This window comes from Desulfopila inferna (genome assembly GCF_016919005.1).
Taxonomy (GTDB): domain Bacteria; phylum Desulfobacterota; class Desulfobulbia; order Desulfobulbales; family Desulfocapsaceae; genus Desulfopila_A; species Desulfopila_A inferna.
Genome location: NZ_JAFFQE010000012.1, coordinates 1 through 25,647 on the forward strand (window position 1 = coordinate 1; position 25,647 = coordinate 25,647).

Genomic DNA, 25,647 nt, shown 5'->3' on the forward strand with positions numbered 1-25,647 from the left:
TGATGTCTTCGGCGAGGTGCTGGCGGGAGATTTGGATAAAAACCCCTATACCTTCACCGGCAAGCGCTTTGACAGCGAAAGCGAGCTCTATCACTTTCATTTCCGGCAATATGACGCTATGGTGGGGGTGTGGACTACTCCTGATCCGATTGGTATTTTTGGTGGAGTAAATTTATACTCGTATGTCCAAAATAATCCGGTTAACTTCGTGGATGTCTTTGGGTTGCATACAGGAGGGGATAATGGACCTGGGGGAGATCCTGAAGGAAATGAAATGCCAGATGGTTCGACTGTTGGTGATATAGGCCAGTCTGATAGCGATACCAACTGGGGACGGGTAGGGTTGGCTGTTATTAGCGTTCTTGAAGGTCTCCAAACATTTGGCATAGCAGTGGCTGGAACAATAGCTGGTTTTTTTGCTGGCGGTCCAAGTGTCGGAGTAGGCGTAGGGATTGCCATGACACCAGTTGCTGCGGTTGGTTATTTTAAAATCTCACATGGTATTCATGACTTAAAAGATGAGCTACAAAAGAGTTGTGAATAAAATATCTCATTTGTTTCTTAGGTGAAAATGAACCATCCATTCTTAAAAAGACTGTTTGCTCACTGCCTTTCTTTTATTGCAGCCTGCATTGGAGCTCAAATTAGTTTTCTTCCTTTTATTTTTTTTGCTGGAAGCTCTATTGCCAATAATTTGACAAAATCATTTATGCTTATCATTCTAATTCTATTCGTTTGTTTTTCCCTTACAATAGCAATTATGATCTACGCAAAGATTTTGAAATCACTAGGTGATAAGTAGCTGCATTTTAAGATGCGCTTAGCTTTTGCCCAAATTCCTTCTTCTAACCAGACGTTGACACACGACAACCTCTCTTCTTCTAGCCGTTTTGTCGACTCATGCAACTCACGCAAACGAGCCGAAGAATTGGAGGTCAGGCTAGGAGTCTGTCTGAGAAACTGGAAATAGGCATTAATCACGGGACAGGGGTCGAGTCTTTGCTTGACTCTTATTTTCTTGCGTGCATTGGGCAACACAACCACCTTCATCTACAGCCCTACGGGCAAGCTGCTGGAGAAACACCAGCCCAACGGCACCGCCATCGCCTATACATACGACAGGCGCGACCGCGTGGTCAAGGAAGCCGCCGGCGACACCACTTTCAAATCCTATGCCTATGACAATGTCGGCAGAAAGACCCTGATCACCAATGAATTGACCAGGGAGCAGCGCTATTATGATGCCCGCGGTATGCTGATAACCACCATTGATAAATTCATGGGACGGGTGGATTATCAATACGATCTGATTGGCAACCGCACCCAGATGATCGATCCTGAAAACGGAGTATTCTCCTACAGTTATGACAAAGCTAACCGACTGATCACCTTCACCGACCCGGAAGGCGAAAAAACCAGTTATGAATATGATTCCATGGGCCGGGCCGTGTGGGGAACAAGCTGTCCATGGCCGATGAAGACGGTAAGCTAAAAAACTCAATTATGAAATCTGGAAAAATTTTGATGTAAATGATAATCATTATTGACATCGCTATACAGCTGCTTATTTTGCTATGTAAGAGGAAGTATGCGGAGATAAAAAAAGCAGCCGATCTCCAGGGTACAGTAATGTAAGAAAATTTCGTAAGGAGTCCTTCTCATGAGCGAAAAGAAAAAAACACACCCATGTCCGACATGCCAGGGAAAAAAGGTTATTGATGGTATTTGTGAGTCAAGTCCGGAATGGCCGGGGACCGAAAATGAAGATGGTGTAGTCTGTACGCCCGAAACGGAGTGTCCTACCTGCAAGGGAACGGGTGTTGAGGTTGTCGACGAGGAGAAATGACCGCAGTTCCGAGGCCTCCGTTTGTCTAAATGGAGGCCTTGGAATCACCCTTACCTGTTTATAGACACCCACCTCCCGATCCGCTGCAGATGCTTTTGGTGAACGAGTGTTTCCTGCCTCTGAGTTGCTTAGTTTCATAATCGCCGTATACTGCCGGCAATCCTTCTTCGATTAAACCCGCAGCCGTGATAGTTCTAATCCCGGATTTAGTGAGGACATCGCAGGGCGTCTGCCCCGCGCCGCTGGAGAGAACAGCTCTGCAGTCTCCAAGAATTACCGCAAGCCGATGCCAGCGTTGCAGTCCGTCTCCCGGTTGTGGTGCTTTTCGCTTCTCTACCTGTCTGAAGCCTGTCGATGTCTTTTCCCATATATAAAAGTGCCTTGCCTCTCCCAAATGAAGGTTGACGAGTACGCCCTCTCTGCTTGCCACCGCAACATGCAGACGCTGTTTCGAGGGCATGCCCGGCAGAGTTGAGCAGGTGTTCAGGCAGCTTCTGAATTCCTCGGTCCTGTCAGCATCCAGCAGGCCGACGGCATCGGCTCTGCAGCGGGTGCAGTGGCGCATCTGTGGAAGATATTTCTCACAGGCTGTGCGCAACTCTTCCATCATTTTGCTGCCAGGCTGTATGATTCCGGCAAAGGGGGTGTTGACATTGGGAAACATGGCCATGCAGTTAAACAGATCAACCCCTATTGCCTGCATTTTTTTAGCGACATCTTCAGCGTGATGATCATTTATACCCGGTATGATGATACAGTTAACTTTTACCGTAATATTGTGCTGTTTCAGTTTCCCTATAGCACTCAGTTGTCTGCTGAGAAGTATCTCGGCAGCCTTTCTTCCCCGGTAGATAATTTTACCCACCCGTATCCATGAATAGATATTCTTGCCGATTTCAGGGTCGAGTGCACACACGGTAATTGTGACGTGTGAGACCTTGAGTTCGGCCAGTTCGGCAATGTATGGTTCGATGGCCAGGCCGTTGGAAGATAGGCAAAGGATGATCTCCGGATGTTGGCGCTTGATCTGTCTGAGGGTTGCCATGGTCTCGGTGCCGTTGGCGAAGGGATCGCCTGGCCCGGCGATGCCCGCAACAGTGATTCGCGGCTCAATTTCCAAAACTTTGTCGATGTAAATGCCGGCTTGTGCAGGATTAAGGACGGTACTGGTCACTCCCGGCCGCGATTCATTGACGCAGTCATATTTTCGGTCGCAGAAATTACATTTGATATTGCACTGCGGGGCAACGGGTAGATGAACTCGGCCATATTTCCCCTTGGCTTCTGGATTGAAGCAGGGATGCTTGTGGAAATCATTTTCAGGGAATCTCATAATTTCAAATCCTGTCGTAAAGAGTCATTGAAGTCGCCGGAACGGACCATGGAATCGCGAGTCCATCACATATAGCTATATCCTACGGATGAAGAATCCTGTTTATGGGCTATGACGGTATTGGTTATGGTATCGAAAAGCTGCTGAGCCCCGTGATAGCCGAGGTGGAGCAGGCGTTGACCGCCGACCCTGTCATGGATTGGAAATCCCACCCTGATCAAGGGGATATTTTCTTTCCGGGAAAAGGTATATCCTTTTGAATGTCCGATAAGAAGGTCTATATTAAGTGATTCCGACATTTCCTCAATATCCTGAAAATCGACATCCTCCATCACCAGGGGCATCTTTCCGCCGATATTCCCGACAGCGGCAACAGCCTTCCTGAACCGGCCGCTTTTGCCGCCGCTGGCGCAGAGCACCGGCTCAATGCCGATCTCTGTAAGAAATGAGGTCAGCCCGACCACCAGATCTTCCTCTCCGTAAATGACGGCACGTTTGCCGAAAATATATTTGTGACCGTCTACCATGGAATCGATCAGGCGGCCGCGGCATGATCGGTATTTTTGCGGAACATCCTTGCCGCTAATCTTTTTAAGCAGGTCGAGAAAGATGTCTGTCTGGCGGATGCCGATGGGTAGTCCGCTGCGCAGGAGCGGCGTGTGGCGGCGTTCCTGTAGGAATTTTCCGGCAGTATGGTCGGGAAGGGTGGCGCCCAGTTCGATTGTTGCTCTGGCGCCACCCATATTCCTGATCCTCTCAAGGGATGTACCGCCTTTGGGAATCAGGGGATAGTCATCGAGTGCCGGCCCATCCAGGGTATCAGAATAGTCTGGGAGCAGGGTGCAGTCGATTTGGTAATCGATAAAGATTTCTTTAAGATAGCGAATATCCGCCGGAGAGATGAAGCCCGAGAGTAGATTGACCGTATCGTTGCCGGGTGCGACCGGGCAGAGCTGTTCAATCACCGAACTGACGGCCCCATGAAAACCTTCCATATGCGTTCCCGAATAGCTGGGGGTGGAGACATGGGCTAACTCGGGTGAGTTTTCACCGCCGAATTCCTGAGAATATTCCTTGAGAATGTGAGCGACATCATCGCCGATGGTCTCCGTAAGGCAGGTCGTGGCGACACCTATCAGGGCCGGGTGGTATTTTTCGGTGACATTCCTCAGGCCCAGCTTGAGGTTTGCTGCGCCACCGAAAACCGCATGTTTTTCTGCCAATGCGGAGGAGGCGATGTCGATGGGTTCATTGAAGTGACTGATGATGTAACGGCGCATATAGGTGGCACAGCCCTGAGAGCCGTGAAGGAACGGTACGCATCCTTCTATGCCTCGAAAGGCCACCGCTGCACCCAGCGGCCGGCAGAGTTTGCAACCATTGGTGGTTGCCGTATAGTTCGCTGACATTATTTTTCCTCCCGTGAGCGTCTGGGGACAAAGTTCCAGACCGGACTCATCACCGATGAATAGACCTCGTAGGCAAAGTTGAGCATGCCCTGAAAGCCGGCAAGCATCTCCTTGCGTTCATGATTGTGGTCGCAGAAAGCGACCCCGAGTTTATAGGCAATAGGACGTTCCTTGACGCCGCCGACAAATAGATCTACCTCTTTTTCCTTGAGGAAATGAGAGAGTTCCAGTGGATTGGCGTCGTCGACGATGATGGTTCCGGCATCGGTGATCTGTTCGAGCTCGATATAATCCTCGGCGGTGCCTGTCTGCGAACCGACGAGGACGACATCCATGCCGATGAGCCTGAATGCCTTGACAAGGGAGAATGCTTTGAAGGCGCCGCCTACATAGATGGCGGCTTTTTTCCCTTGGAGAGCTGCCTTGTAGCGTCCCAGCTCCGGGGTGAGCTTAGCTATCTCTGATTTTATGAGCTTTGAGGCGTTTTCCAGAAGAGTCGGGTTGTTGAAATGCTCGGCCACGCCATAGAGAGCTTCCGCCATGTCCTCCACTCCGAAATAAGAGACCCTGATGGAGGGAATGCCGTACTTATCCTGCATCCAAGTGGCGAGATCCATGGTGGCTCCCGAGCACTGCACCACGTTCAGGGCGGCCCCGTGGCATCTTTGTATATCGGCGATGCGCCCGTCTCCGGTGATGTTGGCGACAACCTCTATGCCGATTTTTTCAAAATAGTCACGGATCAGCCATATTTCTCCGGCGAGGTTGAAATCTCCCAGAATATTGATGGAATATTTTGAGATATTGGCGGTATCGCCGGTGCCGACCAACTGGGCCATTGCCGTGCATGCGGCTTCATAGCCTGCTCGTTTGCTGCCTTTAAAGCCTTCGGATTGCACCGGCAGCACCGGAATGCCCTTTTTTATGGTTGACCTTTTACAGACAGCGTCGATGTCGTCTCCTATCAGGCCGACGATGCAGGTTGAGTAGACGAAGACGCCTTTGGGCCGGTGCTTCTCGATAAGCTCGTCAAGAGCTCTTGCAAGTTTCTTCTCTCCGCCGAAAATGACATCGAGCTCCTGCAGATCAGTGGAGAAGGACATCCTGTACAGCTCGGGGCCCGATGAGAGGGCTCCGCGAATATCCCAGGTATAGACTGCGCAGCCGATGGGACCATGGACCAGATGCAGAGCATCGGCAATGGGATAGAGGACAACACGGGAGCCGCAAAAAACGCAGGCTCTCTGGCTCACGGCGCCGGCAAGGCTGTCCTTGTTGCAGTCCATGCCGAAGGCATCCTCGCCCTTGCGGAGGATCTGGTGACGACGTTCTTCAAAAATTGCTGCTGCTTTCATGGCTTATCCTTGTCTGAATGCTTGATGGTCTGCAGATATTCAGCAAGCACTGTGCCAGAAAAGTAATGCGCAATAAAACTTGTGAACATAAATATTTACGTCCGAGGCGGGCTGCTGTGCTGAAGGCTGTTGAGGGAAACTGGTCGGAAAAGCTACGAAAATGAAGAACAGGAACCAATTTGTAGATTGGAGGTCGATCCTGTCAGGTATTTAATATTTTTATGGTAAAGATGAACGATGGAAAATGATCGTTGATTTACTATAACTTGAGAATAATAATCTCTGGCAATTTTTTGATTAAGAGTGAAGATCTGAAAGAAAAGTCAATGGATGCCGAAAAAAACAAAGGTTCTCTTCTGATAACGTTTCAGATAAGGTCGGAACTCCCATGAATGGTGCATTGAATCTCCATATTAATCAAGACCCAGGAGGTGCCGGCCGTGGGCGCGCTGATTCGGGATACTATCGCCGCATCCTATGTGGTCGTTTATCCTCCGCGAGCTATCGAATTTTTCCTGAATTATCATACTGACGATTCAATTTCCCGTCGAAATGAGTCGGGAGTAGTTATAGTGGCGGAATGGGGTAGTGAAATCGTTGCTACAGGATCGGAAAGGAGATTACCGCCGGTTCGTCAGGGCGAATCTTCAGGTAAAGAATATCGGTAATCTTGTGATGAACTGGCTGGATGCATACGCTGCCGAGTATGGGCATGACTGCTCGAATTAAGCGTCTCTCTGCCGTCGCGGGGTTTCTATGAAAAAAAAGGATACACAATCACAAGGTCGTCCCGGATTGATGTAGGGATGGAACAAGCCCTCAAGTATTGGGAGGGCTTTAAACTGCTCGGAAAAAGCAGAACATGAGTTTGAAGACCTTGAAAATCCTCACGAAGAATTCGGGATTGAGTGCGTTCAAATGCACTTTAAACCGCGCAGGGACCCAATAGCTCTTCGATGCAGCCACTGAGCAGTTGGGCGGCAAAAACCCCGATTTTCATCAGGGCTCATTCACCTGCTGAGCAGCTTATCCAGCCAGTTAATGGCTCTCTAGAAATCGATCGGCCTCCTGCTGGGCTTTCTGCTTCTCGTATCCATATTTCTCCTGCAGTTTCCCGACCATTTTATCGTAATTGCCGTCAATCTGATCGAGTTCATCGTCGGTGAGCTTACCCCACTGGATTTTTGCCTCACCTTTCAGCTGGTTCCATTTGCCTTTCATAGTGTCTTTATTCATGGTTTCACTCCGTTTGTTCATTGTTGATGGTTATGAGTCTTGGTGCCGGTGAGCACCGAAAACTCTGACAATGGATATTTTGCAGATATTTTTGTATTCGGCTCGTTAATTGAAAGCTGGGGTCGCCGTTCACTCTGTTTGTGTGGCAGAGGCACCGATCAACTGCTGTACTGGTATTAATGCAAAATGCGTTCCTGCTGTCTGAGATGCAGTTGTGTGGCAAACGGCGACCTTCTGCTGTCAATGAGCCTGACGATACATTGATTCGTTTCTGTGGGATAGTGATAGCGCAGAGAAGAATGAGAACAGAGTGTTAACGATGCTGGATATGAATTCAGCTCAAAATACAGTACCGGAATGGGAGAAGGGAAGAATAGGCAAGACGTAACGCTGCCGGCATACCATTAGATATGTTGAAAGAGCGGCGGCATCGGATACTCGTCCGGGTACACCGGACACAGCTGCATGGGATCGAACTCCTGATGATTGGTTTCCCCCAGGATCTCCAGGATATTCTTTATATATCATTAATGTGGAGCGGGATTTCAATACTGCAGGTGAGGACTAACCCGTCCTCCCGCATGTCATTCCCGAGAAGAAACCGGCAGCAAAAAGGTTCGAGCGTCGTCGTTCTGCCACCGTCATTCCTGTCGCCTGCCGATAGCAGAAGCATCATAGAGATTGCCAGTGGGATCAGTTCCGCAGTCGATGCGGCAGGGCAGCCACGCAGACATCCATGCTAAGTTGCAAAGGGAATTTCCCGTTAACCCACGAGTGTACTTCCAATCACCTCACTTTTGGGTGTATAATAATTTCAGATAACATCTCTTAATTGATAGACTCGTAAAAATCCCTTACCCTTGGAGTCTGTTTTTTAGACAAGAAATTGGAAAGTATCTTAAAAGTAACAAGAGCCGAGTAAAGATTTGAGTGCTCCGCTGGCAACCCCGATCTTCAAGAGCTGAACTTTTGTGTTTCACGAATCTGGATTTTCGAAGAGCTGAAGCATAATCCGAACCCAAGGCTTACACAAAAAAAGCAGATATGAGAACAAGATTATTCAATTTATGGCAGGCTCTGCGGGCAAGTTTATGGTTTTTGCCGGGGCTTATGGTTTTGTCTGCAATCATTCTCGCCTTTCTGCTTCTTTATATTGATGGAAACTACTCCCTGTCGGCCAATTTTGCAGGAAGTTTACTCTACAATGCCGGCCCCGAAGGCGCAAGGTCTCTGCTTTCAACTATTGCCGGTTCGGTAATAACGGTAACCGGTGTAACCTTTTCCATTACCATTGTCGCTCTTACCCTGGCATCTTCTCAATTCGGCCCGCGCCTATTGAGAAATTTCATGCGAGACACGTCAAACCAGTTTGTTCTGGGCACCTTCATCTCCACGTTTATTTATTGTCTTCTTGTGCTGAGATCGGTTGAGGCCGTGGATGGCAATCCCTTTGTCCCGAGCCTTTCGGTGTCGATGGCAGTTGTCCTGATGCTCGCGAATGCGGGTGTACTGGTTTTTTTCATTCATCACATTTCCATTTCCATTCAGGCGGATTATGTGATAACGGGCGTTTCCAGTGAACTTACAGAGCATATCAATAGAATATTTGAGGATGACAACGACCAGCAGGACGCTGGGGGCTTCGACAGCTCTAGACTCGATGGATATGGACATGAGTTTTACATATCAAGCTCTAAAGACGGCTATCTTCAGGCTATCGACCATAGTGGGCTGGTGAAGATTGCTCAGGCCGATGATTATCTGTTTTTTCTTCATTCACGGGCAGGGAAATATGTAGTGAAGGGGGATGTACTTGTTACCGTGAAAAGCCGGGAAAAATCTGAAGAAAAACATGGTCCAATAGTAAGGTCTTTTATTATCGGTACTGTGAGGACTCCGGAGCAGGACCCGGAATATGCCATTCATCAGCTTGTTGAGGTGGCGATACGCGCGCTCTCTCCGGGAATAAACGATCCTTTTACGGCGATTTCATGCATCGACAGAATAGGGTCGGCTATTTGCTTTGTTTCCACCAAGAAATTTCCATCTTCATTGATAACCGACAATGAAGACAAACTTCGACTCGTCACCATGCCTGTTGATTTCACCGGCATGGTTAACGCAGCTTTTGACCAGATCCGCCAGAACGGACAAAAAAATGTTGCCGTGACCATCCGTTTGCTTGAAGTACTGGGAAACATTGGCAGGCATCTAGAGCAGCAGGAGTATAAGGATGCCATACTTCGTCAGGCTGTGATGATTCAGCGGGTAGGCCGGGAAAGTTTTCCCGAAGAAAATGACAGGGCCGATGTGCAGCAGAAATACGGGGAGGTTCTGAAATCTCTGAACGGTTGCTCCTGATACTGAACAAGCTCCGCCGCAATCACGGGATGGTTGGGGGCGGATGAGTATTGGTTGAATGCATATCAAAGGCCCTCTGATTATTTCTTTCCGATGCAGGTCCCGCGGAACACTTTTCTCTGATCGAAAAGGCAGCTTTTGAATTGAAAGTTGTGAGATTGCATGTTGATAGGCAAAAAAAACTTGAGCGAACGGTTGAAAAAGGATAGATTGCGGTGAGTTTGGTTGGTGCTGGAGAAACGGGAAAAGAATATAGATCAATCTGCGAATCGGCCTCTATAGCCACAATACTAATACCTCCTTGTGGGTGTTGGAAAAAGGAACTGATAATGAAACAATTATTGTTTGTAGCGGCAATCCTTTTGTTCGTCGCGGGGGTAACTGATTTTGCCCTGGCCGAACCGTTTGCCCCGCGGGTGGGAATTCCCGGCGAAATGTTGCAGGAAGGGCATGATCAATACCTGAATGCCGTAACGGCCCAAAAGAGTCAAATTCCTGATCAGGAGGATGTAGGATTTCCGGCTTATCCAGGAGCAAAAATACTTTTCACCCAAATGAACAACCGGTCCTATGAAGACGGAAAAGAGATCAATCTGCCCAAACGGATTTTCTTGGGAACTCCTGATTCGGTGGAACAGGTGGTGGCATTTTACCGGGAAAACCTGGAGGAGTATCGCTACGGGGAATTTTTTGGTACTCCCACTTTTTATAAAAAAGAAGGCGAGTTCAAACCAATGGAGGACATGATCACCCCGCGGGTAGTCATCGCACCGGAATTCAGAACACGCGATCTCATGCCCGAGTCCAAGACAACTATCGATATTTACTACGACTGAAATCAGTAGCCGGTACTTCCAGACCATTCCTGTCAGCTACAGTCTCTGGCGGGAAATGGTCTGTTGTCTTCCATGCCGCTGGCCGGCAGACACAGGGCGCTGCGGCTGGTTCAGCATTCTTCCCGAAATCCCCTTTCACCGGGAAGGTATGTCCTTGGTCCAATTATGATTCGCTGGCCAGCGCAGGATTTAGCATATTGACAATATCATTACAGTTAAGCAATGCAGGTTGCCATGACCTGCTTGATATCTGTTTTTCCAGAAAAAACAAGATGTAGTCCCTCCTGAAGAAGAACCGTCATTCCGCCATTGATAGCCTCCTGCTTGATCTTTTCGGCGGAAGCCTTCTCAATGATCTGCTGCTTGATGGTCTTGTTGGCCAGAAGCAGTTCAAACAAGCCGGCTCTGCCTTTATAACCTAGATTGTTGCAAGCCTCGCAGCCCTTGGCCCGGTAGAGCGTCAGGGAAGGGGAATAGTGCTGCTGGATATGATCATAGAAAAGAACTCCGTAATGGTCGACGAGATAGTCATACTCCTGTCTGGTTGGATTGTAAGCCTCTTTGCATTCATCGCAGAGCGTTCGAATCAGCCGCTGGGCTAAAATGCCCAGGAGAGAATCGGCAAAGTTGAAGGGGTCGAGGCCCATGTCGATAAGTCTGACCACGGTTTCTGCCGCCGAATTGGTGTGCAGCGTACTGAAAACCAGATGGCCGGTAAGTGAGGCTTCGATACCCATTTTTGCTGTTTCAAAATCACGCATCTCACCGATCATGATGACATCGGGGTCGGCCCGAAGAAAAGCACGCATCGCCGCGGCAAAAGTATAACCGATGTTAGGCCTGACCTGAACCTGCCTGAGGCGGTGCTGTGTGATTTCAACAGGATCTTCGGCCGTCCAGATCTTCTTTTCCGTGGTATTGATATAACTGAGAGCGGAGTGCAGAGTTGTCGTTTTGCCCGAACCCGTCGGACCGACAACCAGAAACAGACCGTGTGGTTTGGTTATGGTGGCAGTAAGTCTTTTCAGGGCCCTGGGAGGCATGATGTCTTCAAGCGGCAGCGGTTTGCTGTCTGCCAGGATCCGCAGCACGACATCTTCGTTGTTGCCGGATGTAGGGACGGTTGCCACCCTGAGTTCGATATTTTCCGCCTGCGTGGTGGTGAATTTTATCTTGCCGTCCTGCGGTTTCCTCCGCTCCGAAATATTAAGATCCGCCATGACCTTGATTCGCGCTATAATCGATTTCGCGTTGGATTTCGGGATGCGCAGGGTGTCTATACAGTTGCCGTCAACCCTGAAACGTACTTCCGCATCCTGAATGTTGCCGTAGGGTTCGATATGAATATCAGAGGCACCAAGGTTGTAGGCCTCTTCTATGATCTTGTTGACGAGTTCGATCGCCGGCCGGCTGTCTACCTCGATAACTATTTCTTCCTCAGCCTCCGTTGTGTCCGTCTGTCCGTCCCTGTCATTATCTGAATGGCGGGCGTCGTCTTCCGGAGCAAAAGCTGACAAGCATTCACGGATATCATCGCCAAAGGAAAGCACGAAATTAATCTTTTCAACCTCGAAAATATCTTTCAGGAGAGGGATTTCGCTCTGATTTGCCGGATCTTTGGCGGCAAGAAACAGCGTGTCATCTTTTTTCTGCAGCGGAACAAGAAGATTTCTGCGGAAAATGTCGATGTCTTTACCCTTGAGGAGACTTCCGGCCGAATGGATGGTCTGGGAGAGATCGACGAATTTCGTTTTATAGACAAAGGCGAGTGTTTCGCCTAGTTCGGTCTTGGCAACCATAAAATTTTCCATCAAGACGGTCTCGACATCCAGTTCCTGTTGGGTGGCGATAACCAGTGCCCTTTCCATTTCCTGGGCGGAGATGATGTCCCGGCGGATAAGTTCTTCGTACCGCATCGGCACTTTTTTGCCGGATTTGTAATGGTTGTATAAAGCGATACCCAGTGTTTCGGACAATTCCGTGATACGTTTTTCATCCCCGGTGTCAAATTCAGCGCCGTTGCGTTTGTTGATGAGCTGGATGACCCCAAGGACATTGTTCTTGAAAACAATGGGGGCGAGCAGGACCTGTCTGGTTCGGCAGCCGCTCTTTTTGTCCCATGAAGTATCGAAGGTCAGGGTCGGATGAATCCTGGTGAGTTCGTCTTTGTCATAGACGTTGGATATATTGAGTTTTTGTTTGGTTTCGGCAACGAATCCGGCAATGCTGGAGCGGTTAATATTTATTCTGAACTTGGTCAGGGAACTCCCAGTAAGCAGTACCCAGGAAACCAGCTGGTGTTTTTTGGCGTCCGCCAGAAAAATGGTGGCCATCTCCACATCGTAAATTTTGAGAATTTTGTTGCGCAATCCCACCATGATGGCATTCGGAGTGGATGCGGAATGTATCTGGTTGACCAGTTTCTTGAAATGATCGTCAAATGTCGTCGAGGTGCGCTCGTTTCGGGGAAGGGGGGTGATTTGTGCCATTGCGGGTATCCATGACTGCGGGGGTTGTTGAAAGATCCAGTTGGTAGAGATTGAAGGAGCCGATCTCATGCATCAAAGTATCAGCGGCTACTATACCAGATGGTACCGTCGGCGGGAAGGTGTTTTACGAAGCGGAGGAGTCGGGTAAATGTCTTAAATGGCTGAATAAAAAGTTCGACATACAATGCGCAGTGTTTTTGGCAGGCTTTCGACTATACAGATAGTATATCGATGATTTGTCAAAAAAACCTGTAACGTTGGGAGATCGGGCTTTCTCGAAGTCGAAATTTATGCCCGTACGGGTGCTTGTCGCGATGGCATCAGGTAAGGCTAGAGTGATATTTCCGTAAACAGATAAGCCTGGTCTGTTGCCATCCGCCGCTGCCGTAAAAAACAAGCCCCCGGCGATTGTCGCGATCAGCGAGGAGCTGCAGGCGAGAGGCGCCATAGCCGGCGGCCCAACCACCTATTTCTTTAAGCAGTTGTCCGCCGATACCGCAGCCTCTGTTTTCCGTGGTAACGATGAGATCCTCGATGAGAGCGCTCGGGTTTCCTTCTGCGGTAGAAATAACCAGCTGGCCGGTGACCATGCCCACAATACAGTCGTTTATGCAGGCCACCATGATAACGGCTGAATCTGTGCTGAGCAAAAGGTCCAGGCCGCGCTGCTGGCGCTCCGCAGAAAACTGAAAATCCGTTTCTATGGCACAAAGCTGTTGCAGCAGCGCGACCAGTTGAGGAATGTCTTTCTGATCAGCGGGTCGAAAAGAAAGAACCATGGTATCAGCCGATGAGGTAATCTTTCGGCGGATTGCCGTCTTCGAGGCCGTTCAGGACGATATCGACAGCCTCTTCGCTGTCAATGTTCTTAAACCACCAGTTGTCCGGCTGAATGACCATAATCGGACCTGATTCGCATTGTTTGAGACAGCTGGTGGCAATCACTTGCATATCAAGACCTCGATCAAGGATTTCTTCTTCGATGTACTGCAGAAAACCTTCCGTTTGCTTGTGGCAGATGCCCCTTGGATCACCCTTGGCTCTAAAGCTCTGACAGAGAAGCAGCAGTCTTTCCGGTATTGCCATTTTTATTCTCCTTACCTGAATTTTGATTACTTGTGAAATCGTTTACCGAATCTTTCCGGGATGGAATTCTCTCGATGACGTCGGGACAAATACGGGCTGTCATTTCTCCTTGTTCTTCTTGCCGCTGCCGTAGATGGCATCCACCATGTCTTCAATATTCTCATCGGTTACAATTACCTTCAGGCCCTTTTCGGTCAGGATCCTGCGTGGGTTTTCGCCGATGCCGGCTGTTAAAAGGATACGGCAGTCCTTGAGGATTTCGGCTGCCTGCCGCCAGCGACCGGAACCGGAGCCGGGTTCGGAAGCATTGCGTGTTTCCAGAAGACAGGCGAGTCCGTCGCCGCGGCGTCCATAGATTAAAAATTGCTTGGCATGCCCCAGGTGAAGATCTATCTCAATACCGTTGGAGCTGGCTACTGCGACATTCGGCTGTTCGCCAGTCGGAAACTGTACAGTTTGGTAACTTTGCCATTCGAAAGTTGCCGATTCTTGTGGTTTTCGATAAAGAAGCGAAGGGACAACCGGGAGGCAAGCTCCTGCCCGAAGAACTGCCCCGGCAATCTCCTCTGCAGAGGGGTCTTCAAGATCCACTTCTGTTTGCGGCTCTGAGGAATAGGGAACCAGGGATATGGCATCAGCTCCCAGCTCCATCATTTCGGCACTGACCAGGGAGACATGGTCAATGTTGCAGCCCGGATAGAGCGTAGTCAGAATCGTCACTGAGATGCCGTGGAATTTTAGAGCGGAAACACCATGACGCTGCTCCTTGAGCAACATATCAGCGGCATCTGCAAGTTTGAGGGTTTTTGAGCCGGGTCGAATCCAGGCAAAAAGTTTCTCAATGACAGAACAGCGCACGCCCTCAACTTTAATTTCAACATATTCCACTCCGGAATGTGCAAGATCGCCTGCCAGTCTGCTGCTGCCCATTCCCAGAGTGAGCAGTCCGACCGGTAGTCGAGGGTATCGGCCTTTGATCCGCCGTATTATTTCCAGTGTGTTGGCGGGTGTCGCCAGAGGATCGCCGGGACCGGTAATGGCCGCCATTGCCACCTGACCGTTTTCCTCATCCATCCGCTTCTCCAGCAGTGTAAGCGCCTCTCCCGCGGTAAGACAGCTGCACTTCGCCGGTGGAGGGGCGGAAAACCTGGTGCGGAATACGAGCTGCGGCGCGGCAGGAAGGTGGACGATAGTGCCTGTCGCCGGTGCTTCCCGGAAGCAGGGACGATAGTGCTTTGAAAAAACAGTGTTGGTCATTTTGTCACCATTGCCCTTAAGCTGCAGGCGGTCGGTTGTTCCGCCGCCTCATGAATTATAAAACCAGTTCAAAACTTTCTTCTGGATCGTCACGATCCCTGCGGTCGAGCAGGGCGCCCAGAATTTGTTCCAGCAGGCGCAACCCTCCTTTGTAGCCAACCGTGGGAAAATGCTGATGACCTTGTCTGTCAAGTATGGGAAAACCCCATCGCACCAAGGGAAGATCCTCGTCTCTGGCGATATATTTGCAATAACTGTTGCCTATGATGAGGTCTACTCCTTCGTTTTTGATCCACTGATGAAACAAAAACAAATCTCCGCCTGCCTTGACGTTAACCTCGCATTCCATTTCCGCGGTGATCTCTTTAATCCGTTTTTCGAATTTCTTTCCCGAGGTTCCACTGACGATATGGACCGGGTGCATGTCGATGGAAACCAGAAATTCCGTCATCGAAATCAGCTGATCAGGATCTCCGGCCAGTGCCACCTTCTTGCCGTAGAAATACTGGTGCATATCGGAGATCATATCGACCAGTTTGCCACGTTCCACAGCGATCTCGTCAGGTACCGAGGTGCCGGCAACTGTTCTAAGGATGTCGATAAATCGATCGGTTGCCTTGAGACCGAAGGGCATGTCGAGTACCGAGCATGGCACTTTGCATTTGCTGTCGAGAAGCCTTGCCGCGTCCGCGGAGCACCATTCTCCCAGGGCCAAAGTGCCGATACCGCTGCCGCTGTCCCTGATGTCTGCAATAGATGCACCTCCCTTTGGAAACATGGAGTACTTGCCGGTGAGAGGAGTATCGAGAACTCCTGAAGTATCTGGAAACATATTGATTCTGGTGCCGACAAGTGTGCAGAGCCGTTTGATTTCTTCCATGTCGGAAGGTTCCACCCATCCGGGAATGATGTTGATTTTCCCGTTTTTACGAGCCGAGGGTTCTGCCAACACGGCCATGGCTTTTACCATATTGGAGAAGCCTGTGACATGGGAACCTACATAACTCGGTGTCGGCGCACCCAGGACCGTCTTGCCTTTGGGAATCTTGTTCTCCTTTTCAGCCTTGTTGAAAATCTGGGGCAGATCGTCTCCGATAGTCTCGGAAAGACAGGTGGTGTGAACAGCGATTACCTCAGGCTCGTAGACCGTGAATATATTTTCGATGGCCTGTAAGAGATTGGCCTGACCTCCGAAAACAGAGGCGCCTTCGGTGAAGGAACTGGTTGCGGCCGATATCGGTTCTTTGTAGTGGCGGGTTAATGTGCTGCGATGATAGGCGCAACATCCCTGTGAGCCGTGGCTGTGAGGCAGGCAGCCTTTGATTCCGAGAGCTGCGTACATGGCCCCGATGGGTTGGCATGTCTTTGCCGGGTTTATCATCAGCGCTTTACGCTCTTTGATTTCTGTTGGTGTATGTCGTAGTAACATATTCTTTCCTTTCTGATGGAGTGGATGGTTTCCATCATGATAAATTACTGGAATTATTCCCAGACATAGGTGGCTGAGAGCTCCGGCTTTTCCTGCCAGGGTGCTTTCAGATAATTCCAGACCTTGCTGTTGACCAGCCTGTCGATTTCCCTGTAGAAATTGGTTGCCCCCGCAAAACCGGCATAGGGGCCGCCCGAGTCGTAGCTGTGCAGCTGCTTCATTGGCACGCCGAGTTTCTGGATGGAGAATTTCTCCTTGATGCCGGCGCAGAAGAGATCAGGCTTCATGAGCTGTACCAGTTTCTCGGCCTCGTACTGGTTAAGGTCGTCGACTACGATGGTGCCGTTATCCATCACCGGATTGAGACCGTCGTAGGATTTAAATTCGACACCGGCCTTTTTCAGGGCCGCCAGCTCTTCTGCGGTCTTTCGCGGCTGAAAAAGCTCCGGATCCGGCTCGACGTGTATTTCCTCGATATTGCGGCTGTCGGCGTCGGTTTTCAGGAAAGGGATGACATCACGTCCCTCGTAATCGTCGCGGTGACCGAACTCATATCCGGCCGAAATGGTTTTCATTCCCAGTTCCTTGAAGAGCTCCTGGTAATGATGGGCGCGGGAGCCGCCCACAAAGAGCATGGCTGTTTTATCGACGGTTCTCGGATAAACCTCCTTTTGAACTTCGCTAACCGCGACCATTTCCTCTGCGATAACGGCTTCGACTCTATCGATAAGTTCCTGGTCATTGAAATAGGTGGCGATTTTGCGAAGTGATTTGGCCGTAGCTTCAGCACCTACAAAATTAATTTTGATCCAGGGAATGCCGTATTTCGTCTCCAGCATGTCAGCGACATAATTGATGGAGCGATGGCACATGACACAGCTGAGATCGGCCTGATTGGCCGAGGCAAATTTGTCATAGGTGGCGTTTCCGGAAAATGTCGAAATGTTGGTAATGCCGCATTTTTCAAGAATACGGTCGATCTCGAAGCCATCGCCGCCGATATTGTATTCGCCGAGCAGGTTTATTTTGAATTTTTGGTTTTTCTCTGTGGTGCTGCTGCCAACTACATGCGTAAATACTTGATTGTTGGCAATATGGTGGCCAGCCGACTGTGACACGCCCTTGTAGCCTTCGCAGCTGAAAGCAAAAACATTGCAGTCGCCGAATTTCTCCTTCATGTTCCTGGCAACGGCATGAATGTCGTCGCCGATAAGACCCACAGGGCAGGTTGCAAAAACTGCAATAGCTTTAGGATGAAAAATGTCATAGGCCTCCTGGATAGCCGCTGCCAGTTTTTTCTCTCCTCCGAAAATAATATCTGAGTCATGCATGTCGGTGGACATGCAGTATGTGATGTAGTTGGAATTGGTGTCGTTTTTGGCATCGGTCTGATTCCTTCTGGTCAGCCAGGCATAGAAACCGCAGCCGATCGGGCCGTGGGCCAGATTGACGATATCACTAGTCGGTCCCATAATAACACCTTTGCAGCCGGCGTAAGTGCAGCCGCGCATGGTGATTATGCCGGGGATAGTGCGGACATTGGCAACAATCTCCGGAGTGGTGTTTTCCAGTGCCTCGTTGATCATTATCTGTTTGGCGCGTTTGCGGGCAACTTTAGGAGGATATTTCTCCAGTAGTTTTTCCTTGACGTTGTGCGGATCCCACTGCACCAGTTTGTGTGCTTTTCCCATAATATACAACCCCTTCTGTTAACCTATGGATGCTGATCCCGTTTCGCCGGTCCTTACGCGAACAGCGTTGCCAACCGGAAGAACGAAAATTTTGCCGTCGCCTGGCTTGCCGGTGCGGTTAGAGCCGATTATGGCTTCTATCACTTCTTTTACCTCGGCGTCATCGACGACCACCGTCAACATGCGCTTTGGGTACAGTTTGCCTTTTTCACCAAGGAGAGCCGCAGCTTCTTCAAAGCCTTCTTCGGCCCCCTTGACCAGCTTGCGGTTGACAAAGCCAAGCCCTCGACTCTGGGCTTCGTGGGCGAAAAATGCATCTATGCCGGCTTCGGTCAGGGCCGCTTTGGTTTCGTTCATCTTGTTCATGCGGACGATCGCGATGACTTCTTTCATGCCGTTTCCTCCGCTGTTGCCTTATCTTCCTTGATTCCGGAGCTGATCGTGTAGACATCCTCCACATCGGTGACAAATATTTTGCCGTCACCGAAAGCTCCCTTCTTTCCGGAACGGGCCGCATCCATGATAGTGTCGATGGCAAAATCCCTGTCGCTTTTTTTGATGACGCTCATCAGCATGGTTTTGGGTATTTCGTCATAGGTGACTTCTCCGATTTTAATACCGCGCTGTTTGCCGCGGCCGGTGACAGAATATTTGGTTACGGCCGGGAAACCGGCATCCATGAGAGCGGCCAGGACGTTGTCGGCTTTTTCCGGTCGTACAATGGCTCTGATCATGATCATCATTGGGCTTATCTCCTAATAGGGTAAGTGGTAATTATGCGGCCAGAAGTCCAAAATCGAGAAGAAGCTGCTCAAGCTCCTCGATCTCCAGGGGCTTAGGTATGACGAATGTGGTGTTTCCGTCAATGGCTTTGGCCAGTCCGCGGTACTCTTCGGCCTGAGCGGCGTCGGGCTTCCACTCGATCACGGTCTTCCGGTTGATTTCAGCACGCTGGACATCATTGTCACGGGGAACAAAATAGATCATCTGAGTGCCGATTTTTTTAGCCAGCTCTTCGATCATTTCCTTTTCGTTATCTACATTCCTTGAGTTGCAGATAAGTCCGCCGAGCCGTACTCCGCCGGATTGGGCATATTTCATAATACCTTTGCAGATATTGTTGGCTGCATACATCGCCATCATTTCACCCGAACAGACTATGTAGATCTCCTCGGCCTTGCCGTCCCTGATCGGCATGGCGAATCCACCGCAGACCACATCGCCTAAAACATCGTAGAAGGCATAATCGAGCCCTTCGCTTTCATCATAGGCGCCCAAAGATTCAAGCATGTTGATTGAGGTTATGATGCCGCGGCCGGCGCAGCCGACTCCCGGCTCCGGTCCCCCGGACTCGACAGCCCACGAACCGCCGAAGCCGGCTTTTCTGATATTGTCGAGTTCGACATCTTCACCTTCTTCCCGCAAGGTGTCGAGAACGGATTTTTGTGCCAGACCTCCGAGAAGCAGGCGGGTTGAGTCCGCTTTCGGATCACAGCCCACCACCATTACCTTTCTGCCCATTTCCGCAAGACCAGCCACAGTATTCTGTGTGGTTGTGGATTTTCCGATACCGCCTTTGCCGTAGATAGCGACCTTTCTCATGGTTTTCTCCTTGTAGTGATTCCTTGCCAAGGCAGGATGACAAATACCTCTGTTGTTGAAGTACGACAGAGGAAGGCTTGGCAGGTGTCGTTTGAGGTGTGTTGAGCAAGGGATGTGCCAGTTATGTGCTGTTTGCAATAATCACGAAAACACAAAGATATGGCCGTCGTCATAGAGCCGGAGATGGTTGCAGGACGAAGCGACAGTGGAATCCATTTTGTAAAAATCATACAAAAACGTACCCATTGAACATTTTATTATTTAGGTAATAGAGTGATTGTATGATGACACAAAAATGTAAAATAAATGCGAAAATATCAGTGTCTATGCCGGGGTGTATGGGAATAAAATCATATAAAACAGCTATATATACTGGTGGTACAGGGATTGCTAATGTGTTGTCACGATACATATTAAAAAGTGCTGATGCGCTTGAGGAGGAAAGATGAATTCTGTCGACTTCAGGGGGGTACGGGCCGGAACGGAAACGCAGGGATTGGAGTTGCTGGCCCTTCATAGAATAACGGAACTTATCGGCAATGCGGCTGATCTGGAGATGACTCTGGAAAGTATTCTTGAGGTTGTCAACGAAACGCTGAAAATGCAGAGAGCCACGTTGTTGCTCTACGACACGGTTAGAGGAAGCCTTGTCATTACTGCATCGTGCGGCCTTTCGGAGGCTGAAGAGGTACGGGGAGTCTATAAGCCTGATGAAGGTGTGATCGGGCAGATTTTCAGGACCCGTTCGCCTTTTGTGGTGCCGGATATTAAGAGCGAGCCGCTTTTTCTCAACAGAACCGGGGCGAGAAACGCGGTATCGCGCGACAAGGTTTCTTTCCTTGGGGTCCCGGTAATGGTGAGCGGCGGTCCTGCCGGTGTTCTGACGGTCGATCGTCTGTTTGGAGATGATGTGTCTTTTGAAGAAGATATTCGTTTTCTAACGGTTCTTGCTACTTTGATGGCTCAATTTATTACCCTGCACAGGGAGATTGGAAAAAAAGAGGCAAGGCTTGTGGAGGAGAACAGGTCGCTCAAGGCGAAAATACACCGTATTCATGACGGACATTTTATCATCGGCCACTCAAAGCCCATGCAGGAGGTTTTCGGTATTATCGATAAGATATCGAAAAGCGACGCCACCGCCCTGCTGCTCGGAGAGTCAGGAACGGGTAAGGAGCTTGTAGCCCGGGCGATCCATGAGAGCAGTGAGAGGAAAAGCCGGGCTTTTATTAAAATTAACTGTGCCGCATTGCCGGAGACGCTGCTTGAGAGCGAGCTTTTCGGTCATGAGAAGGGTGCCTTTACCGGAGCTCATGCCACCAGGCCGGGAAGGTTTGAGCTGGCGGACAGCGGCTCGATTTTCCTTGATGAAATAGGAGAGATGCCGCTCTCTCTGCAGGCTAAGATTTTGCGCGTCCTTCAGGAGAGGCAGTTTGAGCGCTTAGGGGGGACCAGGACTTTCAAGGTTGACGTGCGTGTGGTTGCCGCCACAAATGTCAGTCTTGAGGATGCCGTTGCTCGTGGGAAGTTTCGGGCGGATTTGTATTACCGTCTCAATGTTGTGCCAATCCTGTTGCCGCCGCTGCGACAGCGAAAGGATGACATTCCCCTGTTGTTCAATCACTTCCTGCTGAAGAGCAATCAGAGAAACGGCAAGGATGTGAAGATGACATCTGAACTCCTTGATTTTCTGATGAGCTACAGTTGGCCCGGCAATGTGCGCGAGATGCAGAATCTGGTCGAACGTATGGTGATCCTGGCTGAGGGGGAGCGCGTTACCCTTAAGGATCTGCCCCCTAATATCCGGCACGGCGGGAGGCGCAAGGTCGCTGTCGAGGGAAATGTGCCTTTCTTGGGAAATGTTGAGCGGGTGGAGTCGTCCTCGGGCAGATCCCTTTCGCAGATTGAGCGCGAGGAGATTGAATCTGCTTTGATGCGCAACGGCTGGGTCCAGGCCAGGGCCGCCCGGGAACTCGGGCTGACTCAGCGGCAGATGGGCTATCGTATCAAAAAATACGGCCTGAGTCGATATGGCTCCTTTCGTTAAGATTTATGCCGGGGCGGTGGTGCCCTTGTGGCAGCGTGTCGGTGATCTCTCTTTGTCTTGCCTGGCTGTTGGGGGCGTCAGCTTGTTTTGGTTATAATTCCTCGTACAATCAATTATATATCTGAGTAAAAAGATTGCGGTTTCGGGAGTGGGTAGAGGGGGCGTTGTGTAAAATATTTCAAAAATGTCATATATCGAAAAAACAAACTACAAATATGTATCGAAATACCTTTTGGGTAAAATGAGCACAACGCCAGTGAGATATTCAAGTGTTTGAAAAATAGAGTTAAATCAGAAATCGCCTCATCTGGCATGCCACTTGTAAACAGGGAACTCAGAAAATTTGCCGTGCAAAATTATCTGCTTTATGCAGGCAGGTAAAAATTAATTCTTCAGGAGGAACATGTTGTGAAAGTACGAATACGAATGAAACCTAAAACCTATTGGGGCGGGGCCGCTTTTTTCGCAGTTCTGGCTGCCGGATTTCCGGCTTTGGCGGAGGATGGAAGTCTTGGCGATACCGTGATACATCTCGCCTATTCGATTGATACCTTCTACTTTCTCATGTCCGGTGCGCTGGTCATGTGGATGGCGGCAGGTTTTGCCATGCTGGAGGCTGGTCTTGTGCGTGGCAAGAACACCGTCGAGATACTAACCAAAAACGTGGCGCTCTATTCCATCGCCTGCATCATGTATATGGTTGTCGGCTACAACATCATGTATGGTGACGGCAATGGCGTCATTCCGGGTCTCAGCTTCTTCCTCGGTCCCGACAATGGTGTCGATGATGTCCTGGCCAGCGGCGGAGCGACCTACTATTCCAAGATGTCTGATTTCTTCTTTCAGGTTGTCTTTGTGGCCACGGCAATGTCGATTGTCTCCGGTGCCGTTGCCGAACGCATGAAGCTTTGGGCTTTTCTGATCTTTGCCGTGGTGATGACCGGCTTTATCTACCCAGTCCAGGGATACTGGAAGTGGGGCGGCGGTTTTCTCGACGGTCTGGGGTTTCTCGATTTTGCCGGATCCGGCGTCGTACATCTCTGCGGAGCCTCGGCCGCTATTGCCGGAGTACTGCTGCTTGGTCCCCGAGCAGGAAAATATGTTAAGGAAAGAATAAATGCCATCCCCGGCGCCAACCTGCCGCTGGCGACTCTGGGAACCTTTATCCTCTGGTTAGGCTGGTTCGGATTCAACGGCGGATCCGAATTGAAGATCAGCAACATAGAGGAGGCCAATGCGGTAGCCATGGTTTTTGTCAATACCAATACCGCCGCTGCAGGTGGTCTTGTCGCCGCACTGCTTTTCTCCCGTGCCTGGTTCGGTAAAGCGGATCTCACCATGGCGCTCAACGGGGCTCTTGCCGGGTTGGTGGCTATTACCGCTGAACCGCTTACTCCCAGTCCTCTGCTTGCCACTATAGTCGGTGCTATTGGTGGTCTGATTGTCGTTGCCGCCATCGTCTTCATCGACAAGGCAAAAATCGATGATCCGGTAGGTGCGATTTCCGTGCACGGAGTCGTGGGAATATGGGGGCTTCTCGCCGTTTCCTTTACCAATCCTGAAGGTTCAATCGTTGCCCAGCTCATCGGAATAGTCGTCATCTTCACTTGGGTTTTTGGTACGAGTTTTATCACCTGGCTGATAATCAAGGCCGTTATGGGGATTCGTGTGAGTGAAGAGGAAGAGCTTGAAGGTTGCGATATTTCCGAATGCGGCCTCGATGCCTACCCGGAATTCACCAAAGACTGAAAGGAGATAACTATTCAGCAGTACACCATCCGGAGTCTACGCTTACCTGTCCATGATCAGGCGTCCAGCATACCCAATGTATAGCTAACCGCCCTGCTTATGGGCAAATGGTGCCCTGCTAAACAGTTACGAAGGGGTTGGCCAAATAATACAATGCGGAACAGCCTGAATAGTTACGAAAGGAGATGTATCATGAAAAAAATAGAGGCGATTATAAAACCCTTCAAGCTCGAAGGCGTAAAGGAGGCACTGAACGATCTCGGTATTACGGGAATGACGGTCTCCGAAGTAAAAGGATATGGGAGACAGAAGGGCCATAAGGAAATCTACCGGGGAGCGGAGTATCAGGTAGAATTTAATCCTAAGACGAAAATTGAACTGGTTGTCACGGAAGACATTGCCGACAAGGTGGTGATGACTATCCGTGATGCTGCCAATTCCAATAAAATTGGAGACGGTAAAATATTTGTCCTGCCCGTTGAAAATGTTGTGAGAATTCGGACCGGTGAAAGCGGCGAGGATGCCGTGTAATTTCAGGTGAAGGGAAAAGCCTTGACTCAGTTTTCGGTTTTTTGGAAGCTGACTTCAACCATGGCTGAGAATTCTCAGCCGTATTTATGAAAAAGCCCCTGCTTCCCCAGAAGCCAGGGGTTTTTTTCGTATAAGCTTGTGTTAAAAGAGTTGTCATGCGGGGTCATTCAAGCTGTTGCTGGCCAGAAAGCTCCTGATTGATTTCAGCTTCCTCTCGTCAATGACTCCTGCGACCCGATGTCCCTGTGCTTCCAGATGTGCCTTGATTGCTCTTCTGCCGGCTTTTGGGCCGAGAACAAGCTTGCGAGTAGCGCCGATAGTCTCGGGAGGATATGGCTCGTATGTCGCCGGATTCTTGTAGAGCCCATGGAGATGAAGTCCTGTTTCGCAGGTGAAGATATCCTCTCCGGTAAGGGGACGATTGGGTGGTATTATTCTTCCTGCTATCTTCGCGGTATATCGGGAAAGGGGACGTATGGCTTTTAGATTGAATGGGATATTCTTTTTCAGTTTCAAAATGCCGGCAAGTTCCTCAAGGCTCGTGCACCCGCATCTTTCTCCCAGGCCAAGTATTGTGGCATCGGCGCTGGTTGCACCGTTTTCCAGGGCGGAAAGGGCATTGGCGGTAGCCATGCCCAGATCGTTGTGGCAATGTATCGCTATTTCACACCGTTTGAGAATCACTGAAACGGCGCTGACGCATTCGATGATTTCCTGCGGTGTGGATGTTCCTATGGTATCGGCCAGACGGATACGTAATGCTCCGTGACACTCGGCCAGTGCCGCCATGCGCAGGAGAAAGCTTTTCTCCGCTCTGGTAGCGTCCTCGAAACCGACGGCAACTGGCATCCCCATTCTTTTTGCCTGGTCAATGCTTGTAGTCAGCCGGTTGGCGATCCATTCCCTGTCCTTTCCCATTTTATCCCGAATAAGAATATCCGACACCGGAATAGACAGAGAAAGAATATCGGGCCTGATAGTGGCTGCAAAGCGGATATCGTCTTTATTGCAGCGGCACCAGAGGGAGCAGATAAGCTTGGGGTGGACTCTTTGGCAATAATCGATCAGGTTGGGAGGACAGCTGATCAGCGAAGAGGAGATGCCGATTTCGATTTCACCGATCCCCACTGCCACCAGGCCGTCGATAATCTGCTTTTTTTCTACGAGAGAAAACCGGACACCGGGTGTCTGTTCCCCTTCCCGAAGTGTAGTGTCAATAATTGCGTTCATCGGACCTCCTTCAGGGAATAGTGGCGTTTACCGGGAGATGTTGCAATACCGGTGCCACGGCTAAAAACTGTAGGAATATCCTAACCCAGCTGAGCTGGACTCTTCACAGTACTCCCTTGAGAGGTTTAAGAACCTTTAGACAGATAATTTTCTTGCAAAA

The 25,647-nt window shown here is 49.9% G+C and carries 24 protein-coding genes; 10 read left to right on the forward strand and 14 right to left on the reverse strand.

The window, feature by feature from the left end; all coding sequences use genetic code 11:
* The 3 genes from JWG88_RS20545 to JWG88_RS20555 form a co-directional block, all read left to right on the forward strand.
* On the forward strand, nucleotides 1-544 hold a 544-nt coding region (locus JWG88_RS20545), incomplete at its 5' end, for an RHS repeat-associated core domain-containing protein (protein ID WP_205235684.1).
* A gap of 459 nt (nucleotides 545-1,003) precedes the next feature.
* Nucleotides 1,004-1,492, forward strand: coding sequence for an RHS repeat domain-containing protein (locus tag JWG88_RS20550; protein ID WP_205235685.1), 489 nt, complete (start codon nucleotides 1,004-1,006; stop codon nucleotides 1,490-1,492).
* Nucleotides 1,493-1,660: 168 nt separating this feature from the next.
* Nucleotides 1,661-1,846 (forward strand): ankyrin, encoded by a 186-nt coding sequence (locus tag JWG88_RS20555; protein ID WP_205235686.1) that lies wholly within the window; start codon nucleotides 1,661-1,663, stop codon nucleotides 1,844-1,846.
* Nucleotides 1,847-1,904: 58 nt separating this feature from the next.
* Here JWG88_RS20555 and JWG88_RS20560 read toward each other — a convergent pair whose 3' ends face one another.
* The 3 genes from JWG88_RS20560 to nifE all read right to left on the reverse strand — a co-directional run bounded on the left by JWG88_RS20560 (nucleotide 1,905) and on the right by nifE (nucleotide 5,943).
* Nucleotides 1,905-3,179, reverse strand: a complete 1,275-nt coding sequence (locus JWG88_RS20560; RefSeq protein ID WP_205235687.1) for a radical SAM protein — start codon at nucleotides 3,177-3,179, stop codon at nucleotides 1,905-1,907.
* A gap of 65 nt (nucleotides 3,180-3,244) precedes the next feature.
* Complete coding sequence (locus JWG88_RS20565) at nucleotides 3,245-4,588, reverse strand: nitrogenase component 1 (protein ID WP_205235688.1); 1,344 nt, start codon at nucleotides 4,586-4,588, stop codon at nucleotides 3,245-3,247.
* On the reverse strand, nucleotides 4,588-5,943 hold the full coding sequence (nifE, locus tag JWG88_RS20570; RefSeq protein ID WP_205235689.1) for a nitrogenase iron-molybdenum cofactor biosynthesis protein NifE: 1,356 nt from the start codon (nucleotides 5,941-5,943) through the stop codon (nucleotides 4,588-4,590). Before nifE ends, JWG88_RS20565 begins: the two co-directional genes overlap by 1 nt.
* Before the next feature lie 440 nt (nucleotides 5,944-6,383).
* On the opposite strand from nifE, the gene JWG88_RS20575 reads away from it, so the two are divergent.
* A complete protein-coding gene (locus tag JWG88_RS20575; RefSeq protein WP_205235690.1) occupies nucleotides 6,384-6,611 on the forward strand; it encodes a hypothetical protein in 228 nt (75 codons plus the stop codon).
* A gap of 370 nt (nucleotides 6,612-6,981) precedes the next feature.
* On the opposite strand, the gene JWG88_RS20580 is transcribed toward JWG88_RS20575, so the two are convergent.
* Complete coding sequence (locus JWG88_RS20580; RefSeq protein ID WP_205235691.1) at nucleotides 6,982-7,179, reverse strand: CsbD family protein; 198 nt, start codon at nucleotides 7,177-7,179, stop codon at nucleotides 6,982-6,984.
* A gap of 1,044 nt (nucleotides 7,180-8,223) precedes the next feature.
* On the opposite strand from JWG88_RS20580, the gene JWG88_RS20585 reads away from it, so the two are divergent.
* Both JWG88_RS20585 and JWG88_RS20590 read left to right on the forward strand, forming a co-directional pair.
* A complete protein-coding gene (locus tag JWG88_RS20585; RefSeq protein ID WP_205235692.1) occupies nucleotides 8,224-9,540 on the forward strand; it encodes a DUF2254 domain-containing protein in 1,317 nt (438 codons plus the stop codon).
* A gap of 329 nt (nucleotides 9,541-9,869) precedes the next feature.
* Nucleotides 9,870-10,376 carry a hypothetical protein gene (locus JWG88_RS20590; protein ID WP_205235693.1) on the forward strand — a complete coding sequence of 169 codons (507 nt, stop codon included), beginning with the start codon at nucleotides 9,870-9,872 and terminating at the stop codon, nucleotides 10,374-10,376.
* Nucleotides 10,377-10,591: 215 nt separating this feature from the next.
* Here the strand turns inward: JWG88_RS20590 and JWG88_RS20595 are convergent, their stop codons facing one another.
* The 9 genes from JWG88_RS20595 to nifH all read right to left on the reverse strand — a co-directional run bounded on the left by JWG88_RS20595 (nucleotide 10,592) and on the right by nifH (nucleotide 19,930).
* Entirely contained in the window at nucleotides 10,592-12,865 is a 2,274-nt protein-coding gene (locus JWG88_RS20595) for a GspE/PulE family protein (protein WP_205235694.1), read from the reverse strand.
* A gap of 320 nt (nucleotides 12,866-13,185) precedes the next feature.
* Nucleotides 13,186-13,644: a GNAT family N-acetyltransferase gene (locus JWG88_RS20600; protein ID WP_205235695.1), complete on the reverse strand. Its 459-nt coding sequence runs from the start codon at nucleotides 13,642-13,644 to the stop codon at nucleotides 13,186-13,188.
* A 4-nt stretch (nucleotides 13,645-13,648) separates the two neighbouring features.
* Entirely contained in the window at nucleotides 13,649-13,951 is a 303-nt protein-coding gene (locus JWG88_RS20605; protein WP_205235696.1) for a (2Fe-2S) ferredoxin domain-containing protein, read from the reverse strand.
* Nucleotides 13,952-14,050: 99 nt separating this feature from the next.
* Nucleotides 14,051-15,208, reverse strand: coding sequence for a NifB/NifX family molybdenum-iron cluster-binding protein (locus JWG88_RS20610; RefSeq protein ID WP_205235697.1), 1,158 nt, complete (start codon nucleotides 15,206-15,208; stop codon nucleotides 14,051-14,053).
* A 55-nt stretch (nucleotides 15,209-15,263) separates the two neighbouring features.
* Nucleotides 15,264-16,637, reverse strand: coding sequence for a nitrogenase molybdenum-iron protein subunit beta (nifK, locus tag JWG88_RS20615; RefSeq protein WP_205235698.1), 1,374 nt, complete (start codon nucleotides 16,635-16,637; stop codon nucleotides 15,264-15,266).
* A gap of 53 nt (nucleotides 16,638-16,690) precedes the next feature.
* Complete coding sequence (gene nifD / locus JWG88_RS20620; RefSeq protein ID WP_205235699.1) at nucleotides 16,691-18,328, reverse strand: nitrogenase molybdenum-iron protein alpha chain; 1,638 nt, start codon at nucleotides 18,326-18,328, stop codon at nucleotides 16,691-16,693.
* An 18-nt stretch (nucleotides 18,329-18,346) separates the two neighbouring features.
* Complete coding sequence (locus JWG88_RS20625; RefSeq protein ID WP_205235700.1) at nucleotides 18,347-18,721, reverse strand: P-II family nitrogen regulator; 375 nt, start codon at nucleotides 18,719-18,721, stop codon at nucleotides 18,347-18,349.
* Nucleotides 18,718-19,071, reverse strand: coding sequence for a P-II family nitrogen regulator (locus JWG88_RS20630; protein ID WP_205235701.1), 354 nt, complete (start codon nucleotides 19,069-19,071; stop codon nucleotides 18,718-18,720). Before JWG88_RS20630 ends, JWG88_RS20625 begins: the two co-directional genes overlap by 4 nt.
* 31 nt (nucleotides 19,072-19,102) lie before the next feature.
* Nucleotides 19,103-19,930: a nitrogenase iron protein gene (gene nifH, locus JWG88_RS20635; protein ID WP_205235702.1), complete on the reverse strand. Its 828-nt coding sequence runs from the start codon at nucleotides 19,928-19,930 to the stop codon at nucleotides 19,103-19,105.
* Nucleotides 19,931-20,211: 281 nt separating this feature from the next.
* Here nifH and JWG88_RS20640 point away from each other — a divergent pair, with 281 nt between their 5' ends.
* From JWG88_RS20640 to JWG88_RS20655, 4 genes are all read left to right on the forward strand, one after another.
* On the forward strand, nucleotides 20,212-20,379 hold the full coding sequence (locus tag JWG88_RS20640) for a hypothetical protein (RefSeq protein ID WP_205235703.1): 168 nt from the start codon (nucleotides 20,212-20,214) through the stop codon (nucleotides 20,377-20,379).
* Entirely contained in the window at nucleotides 20,376-21,977 is a 1,602-nt protein-coding gene (gene nifA, locus JWG88_RS20645) for a nif-specific transcriptional activator NifA (protein WP_205235704.1), read from the forward strand. Before JWG88_RS20640 ends, nifA begins: the two co-directional genes overlap by 4 nt.
* A 408-nt stretch (nucleotides 21,978-22,385) precedes the next feature.
* On the forward strand, nucleotides 22,386-23,726 hold the full coding sequence (amtB, locus tag JWG88_RS20650; RefSeq protein ID WP_337833150.1) for an ammonium transporter AmtB: 1,341 nt from the start codon (nucleotides 22,386-22,388) through the stop codon (nucleotides 23,724-23,726).
* A gap of 192 nt (nucleotides 23,727-23,918) precedes the next feature.
* Complete coding sequence (locus JWG88_RS20655) at nucleotides 23,919-24,257, forward strand: P-II family nitrogen regulator (RefSeq protein WP_205235705.1); 339 nt, start codon at nucleotides 23,919-23,921, stop codon at nucleotides 24,255-24,257.
* Between the two features lie 153 nt (nucleotides 24,258-24,410).
* Here JWG88_RS20655 and JWG88_RS20660 read toward each other — a convergent pair whose 3' ends face one another.
* Entirely contained in the window at nucleotides 24,411-25,487 is a 1,077-nt protein-coding gene (locus JWG88_RS20660) for a LeuA family protein (protein WP_205235706.1), read from the reverse strand.
* Nucleotides 25,488-25,647 lie beyond the last annotated feature (160 nt).